The organism is Planomonospora sp. ID91781 (assembly GCF_015711595.1).
Taxonomy (GTDB): domain Bacteria; phylum Actinomycetota; class Actinomycetes; order Streptosporangiales; family Streptosporangiaceae; genus Planomonospora; species Planomonospora parontospora.
Genome location: NZ_JABTEY010000001.1, coordinates 726,447 through 740,971, shown reverse-complemented (window position 1 = coordinate 740,971; position 14,525 = coordinate 726,447). Strand labels below are relative to the sequence as shown.

The following is a 14,525-nucleotide window of genomic DNA, read 5'->3' as shown; positions in this document are numbered from 1 at the left end:
GTCGTTACTTCTGCTGGGAACCATCGAGCTCGACGACCCCGATGACGTCGGACACCGCGATGGTGCCACCGCTGGGGTCTCCCATGTGCGCTCTCGAATCCAGGGCGGTCTCACGGTTGTCTCCCTGAACCCAAAGCCGTCCGGGGGGGACCACCACTTCGAAAAGCCCCCTTCCGGGAGAGCCGGCAAGATAGTCCTCCTCTGCGGGCACGCCGTCCACCACTTGTCTGCCTTTCGCATCGCAGCATTCCACGGTGCTTCCCGGAACGCCGGTGACGCGGTGGACGAAGGAGCCGTCGAGACCCCAGGAGCGCGCGTCGAAGACGACGATGTCGCCTGCCGCCGGAACGTAGTCACCGTCGACCATCCTGACGGCCACCCGGTCGTCCTTCTCGATCGTGGGCGCCATGGCGTCGCCAGCCATGATGTAGGCGTGCCTCTCGGGAGCCGAGGGGATGACACGATCGAGTACCACCCCGCAGCCGCAGGTCGTCGCTACGAGGAGAAGAGCGGTCGGAATAATCTTCCCATAAAGGTTCATTAACCTATTATTGACATGAAGCGGACATGGCGAGCGCGTGGAACCTTGCGGTGGACGGTGACCTATTAGTCCGCCGGGTGGCCGTGTCTCGGTCATGCCGACGGCATCCCCGGTCGCGTACATCGAGCGGTCCTCGTCGGCTGCGGTGCCTCGCACTCCCCGGGCCGGACGATCCGACGGCGCGCGGACCCTCCGGAACCATGTAGACTTCCCTCAGCCATGCGGCACACGCGTGGCACGCCGCCTTAGCTCAGTCGGCCAGAGCACTTCACTCGTAATGAAGGGGTCTGGGGTTCGATTCCCCAAGGCGGCTCCAGGTCAGAGACCCCCACCGGTTCCCGGTGGGGGTCTCTGCGTTTCCGACTGGGTGACTGTCTCCGGGTGTCCGGCTGCGTGACCACGGCCTCAGCATCGGGAACCGAAGAGCCTTGGACGCGGGGACGGGCCGTGGCCGTCGGCCGGTGACGTTCAGCTCTGCGTGGAGATGCAGAACGGGTGGCCGGCGGGGTCCAGCAGGACCCTCCGCTCCTCGGGGTGCGGTTGGACGGGGGGCTCCGCGGCACCCAGGGCCAGCATCCTCGCCTGAGCCGCCTCCAGGTCGTCGACGCCCAGTTCCATGTGCGCCTGCTTCCCCTGGGAAGGGTCCGGCCAGGTCGGACGCCGGTAGTCGGCGACCCGGATGAAACCCAGTCCCGGCGCACCCTCCCGGCCGAGCAGGACGAAGTCGTCGCTGGAGTAGACGACGGGCAGGCCGAGGGCCTCGCCGTAGAAACGGGACAGCTCGGCGGGGTCCGGGCAGTCGAAGTCGATGGACAGCAAGCGGATCGCCGGTGCGGTCGTGGTTCCGGTACTCATGGGAGGGACACTAGGACGAGACCAGGACAGGTTCGGTCCTGGTCATGGGGAACACTGTGGGATGTGATCAGCACTTCCGCCCGCCTGCTGCGCCTGGTCTCGCTGCTGTCCGCACGGCCGGCCTGGACCTGCCACGAACTGGCCGAGCGGATGGCGGTCACCGGACGCACGGTGCGGCGGGACGTCGCCCGGCTGCGGGACCTCGGCTACTGCATCGAGTCCGACCCCGGGCCCTGGGGCGGTTACCGCCTCGGCGGCGGTAACCGGGTGCCGCCGCTGGTCCTCGACGACGAGGAGGCGCTCGCCGTGGCCGTCGCACTGCGCGAGGCCGCGCTCAGCGGCGTCCTCGGCAGCGACCAGGCGGCGGTGTCGGCGCTGCTGAAACTGCGGCAGGTCCTGCCGCCCCGGATCGCGGACCGGCTGGGTGAGATGGACGCCACCTTCGTCCACACCCCCCGGCCCGAGGGGCGTCAGATCTCCCCCGGCGTGCTGCTGGAGCTGGCCGCCGCCTGCCGCGGTGGCGAGCGCACCCGTCTGTCGTACCGCGACCACGCGGGCAAGGGCAGTGTCCGGGACGTCGACCCCTACCGCCTGGTGCGCACGGGCCTCCGCTGGTATTTCGTCGCCCGGGACGTGGCCCGGGACGAGTGGCGGACGTTCCGGGCCGACCGGGTGGTGCGTGTGCAGCCGACCGGGCAGCCGGTCGAACTCGCCGACCCGCCCGACCCGGCTCTCCTCGTCTCCCGGGGCATCGCGAGCGTCGTGTACCCCCTCTACGGGAGGGTCCGGCTCCCGCACCCCATGGACCAGGCCCTGCGGCTGGTCCCGCCGACGATCGGCACCCACCACCCGGACGGGCCCGACGCCACCATCGTCGAAATCGGCGCCAACGACGCCGACGAGCTCGTCCGGTACCTCCTCGGCCTCGGCACCCCGTTACGGGTCCTCTCCCCGGACGACGTCCGGGAGGCTCTGCTGCGCCGTACCCGGGAACTGCTCGAGGACAACGGGGGCGGCCGGTCCTCGCAGTAGGCGCTGTAAAGGCCCCCATCGGATCCCGGTGGGGGCCTTTCGCTCACTTCATCCAGGCAGGCTTCTTCATGAGGTCCGCTTCGGTCGGTATGGGACTGAAATCCTGTCGGCCCTTGATCACGGATGTGTCTCGTGGCGCCGGGTCCGCGGACTGATCCAGGGAGCCGCTGCGAGCTGAGGAGTTCGGGGTCCGCGTGTCCACGGGCGACGGATGGCGGCCATGCGGTTTCCCGCCCGCACGGGAAGGCCCCGGCGGGCGAACCGGGAGTCCGCCCGCCGGGGCCTGGGAACCGCACCGGGCCGGGGCGTCACCTGCGGCGCAGCCCCATGTGGTGGAGCTCGGCGAAACCGGCGACCGCGATGGCCTGGGCCACGACGAAGGCGACGCCGAGCGGGTTCGGGTCGACCCAGCCGGTGAACAGCAGCGCGATGCTGTCGACGGTCCACAGCACGTTGATCGCGATCACCGTCTGGACGCCCCGCACGGGGGGAGCCGGACGGGTCGCCAGGTAGGCGAGGAACGCGGTGATCGGCAGCAGGACGATCCCGGCCCAGCGGAGCAGCGGCTCGGGGAGGCCGAGCAGGCCGGCCAGCGGGGTCGCGGCGGCGGCCAGGATGATCCCGAACCCTCCGGTGAGGACGGTGTCGGCCTGCAGCGCCCGGGTCAGGAAGGGGGTGTGGCGGGTGGGAACGGCGGTCGCGGTCATCGGTCTCTCCTTCGGTGCGCGGCCTTCGCGGACACGTCTGCGGACGCGTCCGTGAACGCGTCCGTGAACGCCTCTGCGAGTGCCTCGTGAGTGCGTCGGCTTCGGACGCCCTCAGCACACCGCCTCACCCGCTGCCAACTGCAGACACGGCACTGCCATTCACTGCCGATTTCCCGTACGGAGGTCGTCGGCGACGAGTTTGGCCGCCGCGTTCTGCCAGTTGTAGAGCGTGCGTTCGGGGACTTCGCGGAGGAACCAGTCGAACGCCCTCCGTTCCTCCGGGGTGAGCCCGTCGCGCACCGCCCCGCGCCGGTAGGGCCGCAGCCCCCGGACGTAGGGGAAGTAGAGCACGTTGTAGAACCGCCACTCCTCGCTGGTGCCGAACTCGCCGTCCCGGGGCTTGAGCCGCTGGATGCTCTCCAGCAGCAGGCGCCGCAACTCGGCCGCCCGCTCCAGGGGGCTGTCCCCGGTGATCCGCTCGTCGATCACCGGCAGGTTGGCGAGCGGGCTGGCGGCGAGCTTGCCCAGATCGCCGTAGCCCGCCAGGGCACGCCGCGTCAGGCGGGTGAACTCCGCCTCGTCCAGCGGCGGCGGGCCCTGCTCGCGGCGGGGCAGCGCCTCGGAGGAGTCCCGCAGCTCGGCCCGCTCACGCCGGATCTCCGGGTCCGCGGGGAAGGCGATCCGGTCCAGGGCCCGGTGCACCGGCCCGGCCAGCGTCTGCGCGGCCACGGCCACCGCGACCACCCCGAAGAGCAGCACCGCCAGGGCGGGCGTGGACCCGCCGAGCACGATGGCCAGGGCCACCTGCCCGCCCGTCGCGCCCGCCGCGACCGCCGCCCCGAGCAGGGAGCGCAGCATGTCGCGCCAGAGCGCCTCGCCCGCCTGGAACGCGCTGGACATCGCGATGGCCACGCCCAGCAGGGCCATGTCCACGTCGATGGCCAGTACGGCGAGCAGCCCGGCCGGCCCGGACAGCGGGAACACCAGCAGCGCCGCGCCCAGCCCGAAGAACAGGGTGGCGACCGTCACCAGCGGACCGACCCGGGGCGGCCTGGCCCGCACCAGCAGCACCAGCACCCCGGCCAGCGGCGCCAGCAGCAGCACGCCGGCCACCGCCCGCACCGCGACGTCCGCCTCCGCACCCCGGCCGGAGAGCGCCAGCCAGGCGAGCGCGACGAGCGTGACCGGGACGACCCCTCTCGACCAGGCCCGGTCCAGCCGTTCGCTCCCGGGGACCAGCGTCAGCACGGCTCCGGTCCACAGCAGCACCGGCAGGTGGATCATCACCCCCTGGGTTCCGGCCAGCACCCCGGTCAGGGGCCCGGCCTGCGCCTCGGCGAGAACTCCGCCCGGTGCTCCGGTCCCGGCGTCCTCCAGGGCGGTGCGTACCTGGCCGACCGCCAGCGCGAGGCCGTAGGCCAGCAGTCCCAGCCCCGCCCGCCGTGGCCCGCGTTCCCCGGAGTCCCGCACGATCACGTAGAACCCGAGCCACCAGGTCAGCCCGGCCGCGGCCGCGACGGCGAGAAGCATGGACGCCCCCTTTCCCGCCGTGAGCGTACCGATCACAGGCACGGGCGTCCCACGGCGACCGGGGAGGGTACGGAACCGTTCACCCCGCGCCGGGAGGGCACTGATCGTCTCGCACGTGCGTTGATCCGGCATGGCGATGATGGCGATGGCTGCACGGAAGGCCTGGTCGGGGTCATCCCGCCGGACGGGAGCGGGGCGGTGACGCCCGGCGGGCAGGTCCGCCGGGAACCGCTCGCGTACGCCGCGTACGGGACCTGCGTGTGCACCGCGGCCTACGGTCTGATGAAGCTGGCCCAGGCGCTGGGCGCGAACGCGTTGGCGGACAAGGACCCGTTACCGCCCGACCTGCGGCAGCGGCTGCTGGCGCGTGATCCGCTGTTCGTGACCGCCCACTGGATCATGTTCGCCGTCGCGGTCGTCGGCGTTCTCGTCGCGCTCGCCACCGTGCGCCCGTGGGGCGAGCGGGTCCCACGCCGGATCCTGCTCGCCGTCACCTGGACGGTCGGGGGCTTCATGGTCCTGCGGGCCTTCGGCCCGGTCGGCTACGGATTCGTCGGCGACACGCTGGTGCTCACCGGTCTGCAGCCACCGCCGGGCGGTCACACCGAACTGGCCCACGAGCTGGCCCGCTGGGATCTGCTGCTCTGGTCGCCGTTCTTCCTCGTCTGGGGCCTGCTGTGGACGGCGACGGCATGGCGCCTCACCCGCACGAGACGAGGCCGGGGACGGCGGTCCGCCTGACCTCCGGTGCTCAGAGGCCGCGCACCGAGGCGATGGTGAAGGGCCGCCGCGGGGTGCCCTCGCCCAGCGGGCCGCCCTTGTCGAACTGCGAGCGGACCACGTGGAGCGTCCCGCGGACCCGCACCAGCGTGGTCGGGAGCTGCAGCGCCTCGTCGGACACCCGCCGCTCCATCCGGGCGGCGGTGCCGTCCGCGGTGACCCGCCACCGGCTGACGGCGTTGTCGGTGTTGTGCACGGCCCAGAGCCTGCCGCCCTGCAGCTCCAGCCCGTCGGCGTGCAGCATGTCGCCGCCGCGCAGGGCGACCCTGGCGACCGCGCCGGAGGCGGGGTCGAGGCGGTAGAGGTCGCCGCCGACCATGTCCACGGTCAGCAGGTGGCGCCCGGAGGGGTCGGCGACGATCCCGTTGAGGCTGAACGCGCCGGGTTCGCGCGGATCGAGGACACCGGTCAGGTCGAAGCGGGGGGTGAGCGTCGCCGTACGGCCGGCCGCCCGGGACAGCTGGGCCGGGGTGACGCGGTAGACCACGGCGCGCACGCTGTCGGTCAGGTAGGCGCTCCCGTCCGGGGTTAGGGCGAGGTCGTTGACGAACCTCGGCTCCTGCCCGGGGACCTCGAAGCGGGCCAGCAGGCGGCGGCTGCGGGTGTCGTACACCGACACCCCGGTGGTGGAGTCGGTCACCCAGAGCCGCCCGGCCCGGTCCACCTTCAGCCCGTTGGCGGTGTCGCGCCCGTCGGCGCCCGCGGGCAGGAAGACCTGGGCGGTCCGCCGGCCCGGGGTCATCCTGAAGACCGTGCCGTCGGTGAAGGACCCGGCGTAGAGGTCTCCGGTGCGCGGGTCGGCGGCGATGCCCTCGGGGTAGACCCGGTCACCGGGCAGCTCGTGGGCGGTGGAGATCCGGACACGCGACTCGGAGGCCGTCGCGGCCGGTGCGGTCACGACGGTCCGGGGGGCCGGGGCGGTCTGGGCGGCCTGGGCGGCGGGGACCAGGGAGAGCGCCGCGGCGAGGGCCGCGGCCGTGACGGCGATGGGCTGGTGAACTCGGGACATGCTGCCTCTCCGTTCGGCCGTTACCGGCTTCATGAGAACACTGTGATCAATACGAGTCGGTACAGTAATTAGAACTCTAATGCTCGTCAACAGGCGAACGTTCTGGGCCGTTAGCATGCGGGGGTGACGTCGATGCCGGTTCCCGAGCGTCTGGGCTCCCATCTCAAGCGCGCCGAACAAGCGCTCACCGCGGCCAAGCACGCCGCGTTGAAACCGGCCGGGCTGACGGTGCCGCAGTACGCGGCCCTGCTGCACCTCGCGCAGAACCCCGGCATCTCGGCCGCCGCGCTGGCCAGGGCGTGCGCGGTCACCCCGCCGACGATGAACACCGTGCTCAAGAACCTCCAGGAGAGCGGCCTCATCGAGCGCACCCCGCACGAGTGGCACCGGAACATCCTGGAGACCCGCCTCACCGCGAAGGGCGAGGAGGTGCTGGCCGACGGGGACGCCCGCGCGGTGCGGGTCGAGCGGGGCCTGGCCGCCGAGTTCACCCAGGAGGAGCGGGAGACGCTGATCGCCCTCCTGGGCCGCTGCACCGGCTTCCTCCAGTCGGAGCGTCCGAGCTGGCATCCGGGCCGGAGGAGGCCGTGAGGCGATCCCGCCCGCTCCGGCGCCGGGTCCCCTGAGCCGAAGCGCCGCGGAGCGGCAGGGTAAAGTTGCGGGCGATCGGGAAGACCTCTGCGGGTTTCCCCGTTGGAGCCAGGGGCGCTGCCCGGGCTCTCCGCCGAGGTGGACGCGCCGGCGCGTCTCCGTGGACCACGATCTTCCGAGGAGAAGGACGCGCGCGTGCCCGTACCGCCTGCCGCCTGCTGTCCGCCGTGATCCGCTGAGCCGGTGACCCGGGCTCCGGCCCGTCGCCCGCCGTTCTCCCGCCGTCCTGCGCCCGTGAACGTCCGCGGGCCCATCGTCCTGCGCCCGTGAACGCCCGCCGTTCTCCCACCGTCCTGCGCCCGCGGATTCCCGCGGGAGCCCACCGTTCCCACGCCCGCGAACGTGCGCGGGCGGTCCCGGTACGGCCCGCCGGGCCCGCCGGGTGTGCTCTGCCGCGCGTTCCGGTCCGCCGGGAGGCGCCCGGAACCCCTGAGGTCGACTGTTGCAGACTCCATCGACGCCGCCGGTCCCCCGGCCGCGCCTTCCCCGCCCGGCCTGGCTCTCGCCGAAGGTCGCCCGCACCGAGATGCTCGCCGGCCTGGTGGTCGCGCTCGCGCTGATCCCCGAGGCGATCTCCTTCTCCATCATCGCCGGGGTCGACCCGAGCGTCGGACTGTTCGCCTCCTTCACCATGGCCGTGGTGATCGCCGTCGCAGGCGGCAGGCCCGCGATGATCTCCGCGGCGACCGGCGCGATCGCCCTGGTGGTCGCGCCGCTCGCCCGTGAGTACGGCCTCGGTCACCTGATCGCCACCGTCATCCTCGGCGGGGTGATCCAGATCGTGCTCGGCGCGCTCGGCGTGGCGAAGCTGATGCGGTTCGTGCCGCGCAGCGTCATGGTGGGCTTCGTCAACTCCCTGGCCATCCTGATCTTCATGGCGCAGGTGCCCGAGCTGCGCGACGTGCCGTGGGCGGTCTACCCGCTGGTGGGCGGAGCGCTGGCCCTCATGGTGCTCTTCCCGCGCCTCACCAGGGCGGTCCCGGCGCCGCTGGTCTCCATCGCCGCGCTGACCGCCCTGACCGTCGGCGCCGCGATCGCCGTGCCGACCGTGGGCGACCGGGGCGCCCTGCCCTCCTCGCTGCCGGTCCCCGGCCTGCCGGACGTGCCGTTCACCCTGGACACCCTCACCCTGCTCGCGCCGTACGCGCTGGCGTTCGCGCTGGTCGGGCTGATGGAGTCGCTGATGACGGCCAAGCTCGTCGACGACATCACCGACACCCGCTCCAGCAAGACGCGCGAGGCCGTCGGCCAGGGCGTCGCCAACATCGTGACCGGGTTCTTCGGCGGCATGGGCGGCTGCGCGATGATCGGCCAGACGATGATCAACGTCAAGACCAGCGGTGCCCGGACCCGGCTCTCGACGTTCACCGCCGGGGTCTTCCTGATGGTCCTGTGCGTGGTGTTCGGCCCCTGGGTCTCGCAGATCCCGATGGCCGCCCTGGTCGCGGTGATGATCATGGTCTCCGTGGGCACCTTCGACTGGCACTCGGTCGCCCCGGCCACGCTCTGGCGCATGCCGTACGGCGAGACCGTCGTGATGGCGACCACGGTCGCGGTCGTGGTGGCCACCCACAACCTGGCCGTCGGCGTGGTCGTCGGCTCCGTCACCGCCATGGTGATCTTCGCGCGGCGGGTCGCCCGGCTGGCCGATGTCACCGCGGTCACCGACCCCGAGGGCGGTCACGCGATCTACGCCGTCACCGGGGAGCTCTTCTTCGCCTCCAGCAACGACCTGGTCCACCGGTTCGACTACGCCGGGGACCCGGACCACGTGGTCATCGACCTGTCCGGCGCGCACATCTGGGACGCCTCCTCGGTGGCCGCGCTGGACGCGATCGAGACGAAGTACGCCGCCCGGGGCAAGACCGTGGAGATCACCGGCCTGAACCGGCCCAGTGCGAAGATCCACGGCATGCTGAGCGGGGAGCTCTCCGGGGAGCACTGACGGGCACCGGTTCCGGCGGCCGGCGGGAGTCTCGCGGTTCTAACGGATAAATAGCTATTGACCCGTTAGAAGATCGCTCGCTATAACGGAGGGGTCGTCGAACGAGAGGCACCCGAGATGCCCGAGATGAAGGCACCCGAGATGGACGTGGCGAGGATCTCCCACCGGTTCGCGGACGTGGACGGGGTGCGCGTCTTCTACCGGGAGGCCGGCCCCCGGGACGCGCCCACGCTCCTGCTGCTGCACGGCTTCCCGTCCGCGTCGCACCAGTTCACCCGGTTGATCGACGCGCTCGGGACCCGCTACCACCTGGTCGCGCCCGACTACCCCGGCTTCGGGCACACCGAGGTCCCGGCCGGGTTCGACCACTCCTTCGACCGGCTCGCCGACGTGGTCGAGGGCTTCGTGGACCGGCTGGGGCTGGACCGGTTCGCGCTCTACATGTTCGACTTCGGGGCGCCGGTCGGCTTCCGCCTGGCCGTACGGCACCCGGAGCGGATCACGGGCCTGGTAGTGCAGAACGGCAACGCCTACGAGGAGGGGCTCAGCGCGGTGGCGCGGGACTTCATCGCGCTCCGGCCCGGACAGGAGAAGCGGATCCTCGCACTGCTGACCCTGGAGGGCACCCGGGGGCAGTACGAGACCGGCGTGCGCGACCTCGCGTCGATCGACCCCGGCGGCTGGACCCTCGACCAGCACTTCCTCGACCTGCCCGGCCGCAAGGAGGCGCAGATCGCGCTGGCGCTCGACTACCGGGGCAACGTCGCCCGCTATCCCGAGTGGCAGGCGTGGCTGCGCGACCACCGGCCGCCGACCCTGGTCACCTGGGGCCGGAACGACCCCTTCTTCACCGAGGCGGGGGCCCGGGCCTACCTGAGGGACGTGCCGGAGGCCGAGCTGCACCTGTTCGACACGGGGCACTTCGCCCTGGAGGAGGAGCTCGGCCGGATCGCCCCGCTCGTCGCGGACTTCCTCGACCGCCTCGGCGGTGCCCCCTCCCACGGGTGGCGGCGGAGGGGCGGCCGGGGAAGAACGGAGACCCCGGGCCCTCAGTTTCCGCGTTCCGCGGCCGATCCGACTGACGAGCACCGGTATCTCCAACGTTAGGAAGAACACCTCATGTCGCGCGTCGAGGACCTCGGAGTGGGCAGACGGCTGGGCCTCGCCTTCCTGCTGGTATCCCTGCTGATCGGGGCCGCCGTCGGCGCGGGCCAGTGGGGGATGGACTGCCAGGCGGAGATCAACGCGCGGATGGACCGGCTGGAGCGGGTCGAGGACGACATCCAGACCTTCGCCTACCACGTCGCCGACGCCACGAGCTGGCAGGGACTGGTGGTGGCCGACGCCGGGGCCTACGGGGGCGAGCAGGCCACCGCACCCGACTCCTACAACCGCGCGGGCCTGATGGAGACGGAGAAGGCGCTCTTCGCCACCCTGGACAACGCCCACGTGCAGTACCTGACCCCGGCCGAGCGGGCGCGGTTCGACGAGCTGAAGCCCGCCTGGGAGAAGTTCTTCGTCGAGGACGACAAGATCGTCGAACTGCTCCGGCAGGACACGCGCGAGGGCCGTGCCGCGGCGATGGACAGCATCAACGAGGGCGCGGGCGGAGAGGCGTGGGAGGTGGGCGTCGAGATCACCCAGAGCCTGCAGAAGTCGCTCGGCGACCGCATCGCCCTGCTGGAGAAGGAGGTCGGGCAGGTGGAGGACACGGGCCGGCGGGTGCTGTGGGGCACGCTGGCGGCCGCGCTGCTGCTGGCCGCGGTGCTCAGCGTCCGGGTGACCCGCTCGGTGGTACGCCCGCTGACCGTCGTGATGGACGCCCTGGCCCGGGTGGCCCGCGGCGACCTGACCGTCCGCCTGGGCATGACCCGCCGCGACGAGCTCGGCCGCCTCGGCCGCGCGCTGGACGACACCACCGAGTCCCTGCGCACCACCGTCTCCACCGTCATCGCCCACAGCGACGCACTGGCCGACTCCTCCGCACACCTGTCCCAGGTCTCCGAACGCATCGCCGCCTCCGCCGAAGAGGCCAGCGCCCAGTCCGGCCTCGTCGCCGCCGCCGCAGCCGACGTCTCCCACAACGTCCGCATCGTCGCCGCCGGCGGCGAGGAGATGGGCGCCGCCATCCGCGACATCTCCACCAGCACCTCCCAAGCCGCCTCCGTCACCACCGAAGCCGTCACCGCCGCCACCACCACCAACACCCTCATGACCCGCCTGGGCGCCTCCAGCACCGAGATCGGCAACGTCGTCAAGACCATCACCTCCATCGCCGAGCAGACCAACCTGCTCGCCCTCAACGCCACCATCGAGGCCGCCCGCGCCGGCGAATCCGGCAAGGGCTTCGCCGTCGTCGCCGGCGAGGTCAAAGACCTCGCCCAGGAGACCGCCAAGGCCACCGAGGACATCGCCCGCCGCATCACCGCCATCCAGGCCGACGTCACCGGCGCGATCCAGGCCATCGACCGCATCAGCGCCATCACCGGCCGCATCGACGACCACCAGAGCGCCATCGCCGCCGCCGTCGAGGAACAGACCGCCACCACCGGCGAGATGAACCGCAACGTCGCCGACGCCGCCGCCTCCAGCGACGAGATCGCCGCCAACATCGCCGGCGTCGCCCAGGCCACCGCCGTCACCACCGAAGGCGTCGCCGAATCCCGCCACGCCGCCGCCGAACTCGCCGGCATGAGCCGCTCCCTGCGCGACCTGGTCGGCGGCTTCACCGTCTGACCTCCGGCGGCCGGAAATCCGGGTGCCCGAGGGCGAAACCGGCATGTACCCTGCGCGAGGACTTGAGAGTGGGGGAAGTGCTGTGGCACACGTCGAGGTCGCGCATCTGACATACGTCCTGCCGGACGGCAGGCCGCTGCTGGACGACGTGTCCTTCCGGGTCGGCGACGGCGTGAAGGCGGCGCTCGTCGGGCCGAACGGCGCCGGGAAGACGACGCTGATGCGGCTCATCGCCGGGGACCTCCAGCCGGTGGAGGGGAGCGTCGTCAGCTCCGGCGGACTGGGGATCATGCGGCAGTTCATCGGCGGCATCCGCGACGGCCGGAGCGTGTACGACCTGCTGGTGAGCGTCGCCCCCGAGCGCGTACGGCAGGCGGCCGAGCGGCTGGAGGCCGCCGAGCTCGTGATGATGGAGCGCGAGGACGAGAAGGCCCAGATGCGCTACGCGCAGGCCATCACGGACTACACCGACGCGGGCGGCTACGACATCGAGGTGCTCTGGGACGCCTGCACCATGGCGGCCCTCGGCATGCCGTACGACCGGTGCAAGTACCGCGAGGTGAACACGCTGTCGGGCGGTGAGCAGAAGCGGCTGGTGCTGGAGGCGCTGCTGCGCGGGCCGGACCAGACGCTGCTGCTGGACGAGCCGGACAACTACCTGGACGTGCCGGGGAAGATCTGGCTGGAGCAGGCGCTGCGCGAGACGCCCAAGACCGTGCTGCTGGTCAGCCACGACCGGGAGCTGCTGGCCAACGCCGCCGACCGGATCGTCACCGTCGAGTCGGGGAACGTCTGGGTGCACGGCGGCGGCTTCCGGAGCTACGCCCAGGCGCGCAGGGAGCGCAACGAGCGCCTGGAGGAGCTGAAGAAGCGCTGGGACGAGGAGCACGCCAAGCTCAAGCGGCTGGTGAACATGCTCAAGCAGAAGGCGAAGTACAACGACGGCATGGCCGCGGCCTACCACGCGGCGCAGACGCGGCTGCGGAGGTTCGAGGAGGCGGGGCCGCCGGAGGCCGCGCCGAGGGACCAGCTCATCAGCATGCGGCTCAAGGGCGGCCGGACCGCGAAGCGGGCGGTGATCTGCGAGCGGCTGGAGCTCACCGGCCTGATGAAGCCGTTCGACCTGGAGATCTGGTACGGCGAGCGGGTCGCGGTGCTGGGCTCCAACGGCTCCGGCAAGTCGCACTTCCTGCGGCTGCTCGCCGGGGAGGACGTCCGGCACACGGGTACGGCCAGGCTCGGCGCGCGGGTCGTCCCCGGGCACTTCGCGCAGACCCACGCCCGGCCGGAGCTCCTCGGCCGGACCCCGTGCGAGATCGTCATGACCGAGCACGCGCGGCTGAAGAACGAGGCGATGAAGGCGCTGGCCCGCTACGAGCTGGCCGGGACCATCGCCGAGCAGCGGTTCGAGACCCTGTCGGGAGGTCAGCAGGCACGGCTGCAGATCCTGCTGCTGGAGCTGTCCGGGACCACGATGCTGCTGCTGGACGAGCCGACCGACAACCTGGACCTGGCCAGTGCCGAGGCGCTGCAGCAGGGCCTGGACGCCTTCGACGGGACCGTGGTCGCGGTCACCCACGACCGGTGGTTCGCCGAGGACTTCGACCGCTACCTGGTCTTCGGCTCCGACGGGAGGGTGTACGAGGCACCGGAGCCGGTCTGGGACGAGAGCCGGGTCGTCAGGAAGCGCTGAGCCGGTGCCGGGGCCGGGGCAGGGGCCGGCGTCCCGGCGGGCGGGGGCCGGCGTCTCCGGTCTCCGGTCCCGCGGTCGGAGGCTCCGGCGGGTCCGCCGGAGCCGGGCCGATCGGCAAGGTCTGCGGCAGCGGGGCTAAAGAGTTCGCTTGAACCCCGCGTGTCCGGGGAGGACGCGCGCGGCCGGGGACTATGACGGCTGGGTGGCCTACATCACCCGAACCGCCGGCGTCCTCGGCGCCCTCACCCTGATCCTCCTCACCGGCTGCGCGAGCGAGCGCAGGCAGGACGACGACGCCCCCGGGCTCCGGGCGCTCACGGTCGCGGAGGAGGTCTCCTCGGTCGTCCGGAGCGAGGACCGCCACGACGGGTACGTGGTGAACTGGGCCGGGGTGCTGGCCAACCCCAACCCCTGGCACTTCGGCGAGCACGTGGTCGTCACGGTGGTGGGGCTGGACGCCCGGGGCAAGGAGGTCGTCCGGATGGAGCAGCCGCTCGACGCGGTGCCCCCGGCGGGGTCACTCGCCTTCACCGGGCAGGCGCTCGCGGTGAAGAAGCCCGCGAAGGTGACCATCGGCTACCGCCCGGCCGAGTGGCGCAGGGCGGGCCGCATCGTCTCGGCCTTCAAGCCGTTCCCCGTCTCCGGGGTGCGGACCGGACGGCCGAAGGACGGCGGTTACCTGGTCACCGGGTACGTCGGCACGCCGTACCGGCTCCCCGCGGGGACTCTGGCGGTGACCGCGCTGCTGCGCGATTCGGCGGGCCGGCTGCTCGGCGGGGGGACGACGTTCGTGGACGACGTCCGGGAGAACCGCAGGCGCCGCTTCCTGCTGGACATCGAGAGCGTCGCCGACCCCGGCAAGGTGGCCGGGGCCGAGGTGGTCGCGCGGACGTGGGGGTCGAGCAGCCGGCCGTACGAGGAGCTGGCGCTGGGCGGCGCGGTCCCGGTGCACACCGTCAAGCCGACGACCTCTCCGTTCGAGGAGGACCGGGGGCGGCGGGCCCTGCCGGGTGAGACCGCCACCCCGTGACCGTTAATTCCGGAAA

The 14,525-nt window shown here is 72.1% G+C and carries 13 protein-coding genes and 1 tRNA gene; 9 read left to right on the top strand and 5 right to left on the bottom strand.

Features of this window, described 5'->3' with window-relative positions:
• Positions 1 to 4: 4 nt before the first annotated feature.
• Positions 5 to 541: a signal peptidase I gene (gene lepB / locus HS048_RS03410; protein ID WP_196466124.1), complete on the bottom strand. Its 537-nt coding sequence runs from the start codon at positions 539 to 541 to the stop codon at positions 5 to 7.
• 239 nt (positions 542 to 780) lie between these two features.
• On the opposite strand from lepB, the gene HS048_RS03405 reads away from it, so the two are divergent.
• Positions 781 to 857 (top strand) — tRNA-Thr (locus HS048_RS03405).
• Between the two features lie 152 nt (positions 858 to 1,009).
• Here HS048_RS03405 and HS048_RS03400 read toward each other — a convergent pair.
• Positions 1,010 to 1,396, bottom strand: a complete 387-nt coding sequence (locus tag HS048_RS03400; protein WP_068900492.1) for a VOC family protein — start codon at positions 1,394 to 1,396, stop codon at positions 1,010 to 1,012.
• Between the two features lie 63 nt (positions 1,397 to 1,459).
• On the opposite strand from HS048_RS03400, the gene HS048_RS03395 reads away from it, so the two are divergent.
• On the top strand, positions 1,460 to 2,428 hold the full coding sequence (locus HS048_RS03395; RefSeq protein WP_068900494.1) for a YafY family protein: 969 nt from the start codon (positions 1,460 to 1,462) through the stop codon (positions 2,426 to 2,428).
• Between the two features lie 308 nt (positions 2,429 to 2,736).
• On the opposite strand, the gene HS048_RS03390 is transcribed toward HS048_RS03395, so the two are convergent.
• Together HS048_RS03390 and HS048_RS03385 are read right to left on the bottom strand one after the other, a co-directional pair.
• Positions 2,737 to 3,135 carry a hypothetical protein gene (locus HS048_RS03390; RefSeq protein WP_068900498.1) on the bottom strand — a complete coding sequence of 133 codons (399 nt, stop codon included), beginning with the start codon at positions 3,133 to 3,135 and terminating at the stop codon, positions 2,737 to 2,739.
• 159 nt (positions 3,136 to 3,294) lie between these two features.
• The gene (locus HS048_RS03385; RefSeq protein ID WP_196466123.1) at positions 3,295 to 4,665 is read right to left on the bottom strand and encodes a hypothetical protein; all 1,371 of its coding nucleotides are present in this window, start codon (positions 4,663 to 4,665) and stop codon (positions 3,295 to 3,297) included.
• Positions 4,666 to 4,863: 198 nt separating this feature from the next.
• On the opposite strand from HS048_RS03385, the gene HS048_RS03380 reads away from it, so the two are divergent.
• Positions 4,864 to 5,406, top strand: a complete 543-nt coding sequence (locus HS048_RS03380; RefSeq protein ID WP_307832353.1) for a DUF3995 domain-containing protein — start codon at positions 4,864 to 4,866, stop codon at positions 5,404 to 5,406.
• A gap of 10 nt (positions 5,407 to 5,416) precedes the next feature.
• Here the strand turns inward: HS048_RS03380 and HS048_RS03375 are convergent, their stop codons facing one another.
• A complete protein-coding gene (locus HS048_RS03375) occupies positions 5,417 to 6,454 on the bottom strand; it encodes an SMP-30/gluconolactonase/LRE family protein (RefSeq protein WP_196466122.1) in 1,038 nt (345 codons plus the stop codon).
• Positions 6,455 to 6,586: 132 nt separating this feature from the next.
• Here HS048_RS03375 and HS048_RS03370 point away from each other — a divergent pair, with 132 nt between their 5' ends.
• From HS048_RS03370 to HS048_RS03345, 6 genes are all read left to right on the top strand, one after another.
• The gene (locus HS048_RS03370) at positions 6,587 to 7,045 is read left to right on the top strand and encodes a MarR family winged helix-turn-helix transcriptional regulator (protein WP_068900502.1); all 459 of its coding nucleotides are present in this window, start codon (positions 6,587 to 6,589) and stop codon (positions 7,043 to 7,045) included.
• 586 nt (positions 7,046 to 7,631) lie between these two features.
• On the top strand, positions 7,632 to 9,050 hold the full coding sequence (locus HS048_RS03365) for a SulP family inorganic anion transporter (protein WP_196467770.1): 1,419 nt from the start codon (positions 7,632 to 7,634) through the stop codon (positions 9,048 to 9,050).
• Positions 9,051 to 9,176: 126 nt separating this feature from the next.
• Entirely contained in the window at positions 9,177 to 10,157 is a 981-nt protein-coding gene (locus tag HS048_RS03360) for an alpha/beta fold hydrolase (protein WP_230880709.1), read from the top strand.
• Between the two features lie 12 nt (positions 10,158 to 10,169).
• Entirely contained in the window at positions 10,170 to 11,786 is a 1,617-nt protein-coding gene (locus tag HS048_RS38450) for a methyl-accepting chemotaxis protein (RefSeq protein WP_196466121.1), read from the top strand.
• 82 nt (positions 11,787 to 11,868) lie between these two features.
• Positions 11,869 to 13,479, top strand: coding sequence for an ABC-F family ATP-binding cassette domain-containing protein (locus HS048_RS03350; RefSeq protein ID WP_068902472.1), 1,611 nt, complete (start codon positions 11,869 to 11,871; stop codon positions 13,477 to 13,479).
• A gap of 202 nt (positions 13,480 to 13,681) precedes the next feature.
• Positions 13,682 to 14,509, top strand: coding sequence for a hypothetical protein (locus HS048_RS03345; protein WP_230881785.1), 828 nt, complete (start codon positions 13,682 to 13,684; stop codon positions 14,507 to 14,509).
• The last annotated feature ends 16 nt before the right edge of the window (positions 14,510 to 14,525 follow it).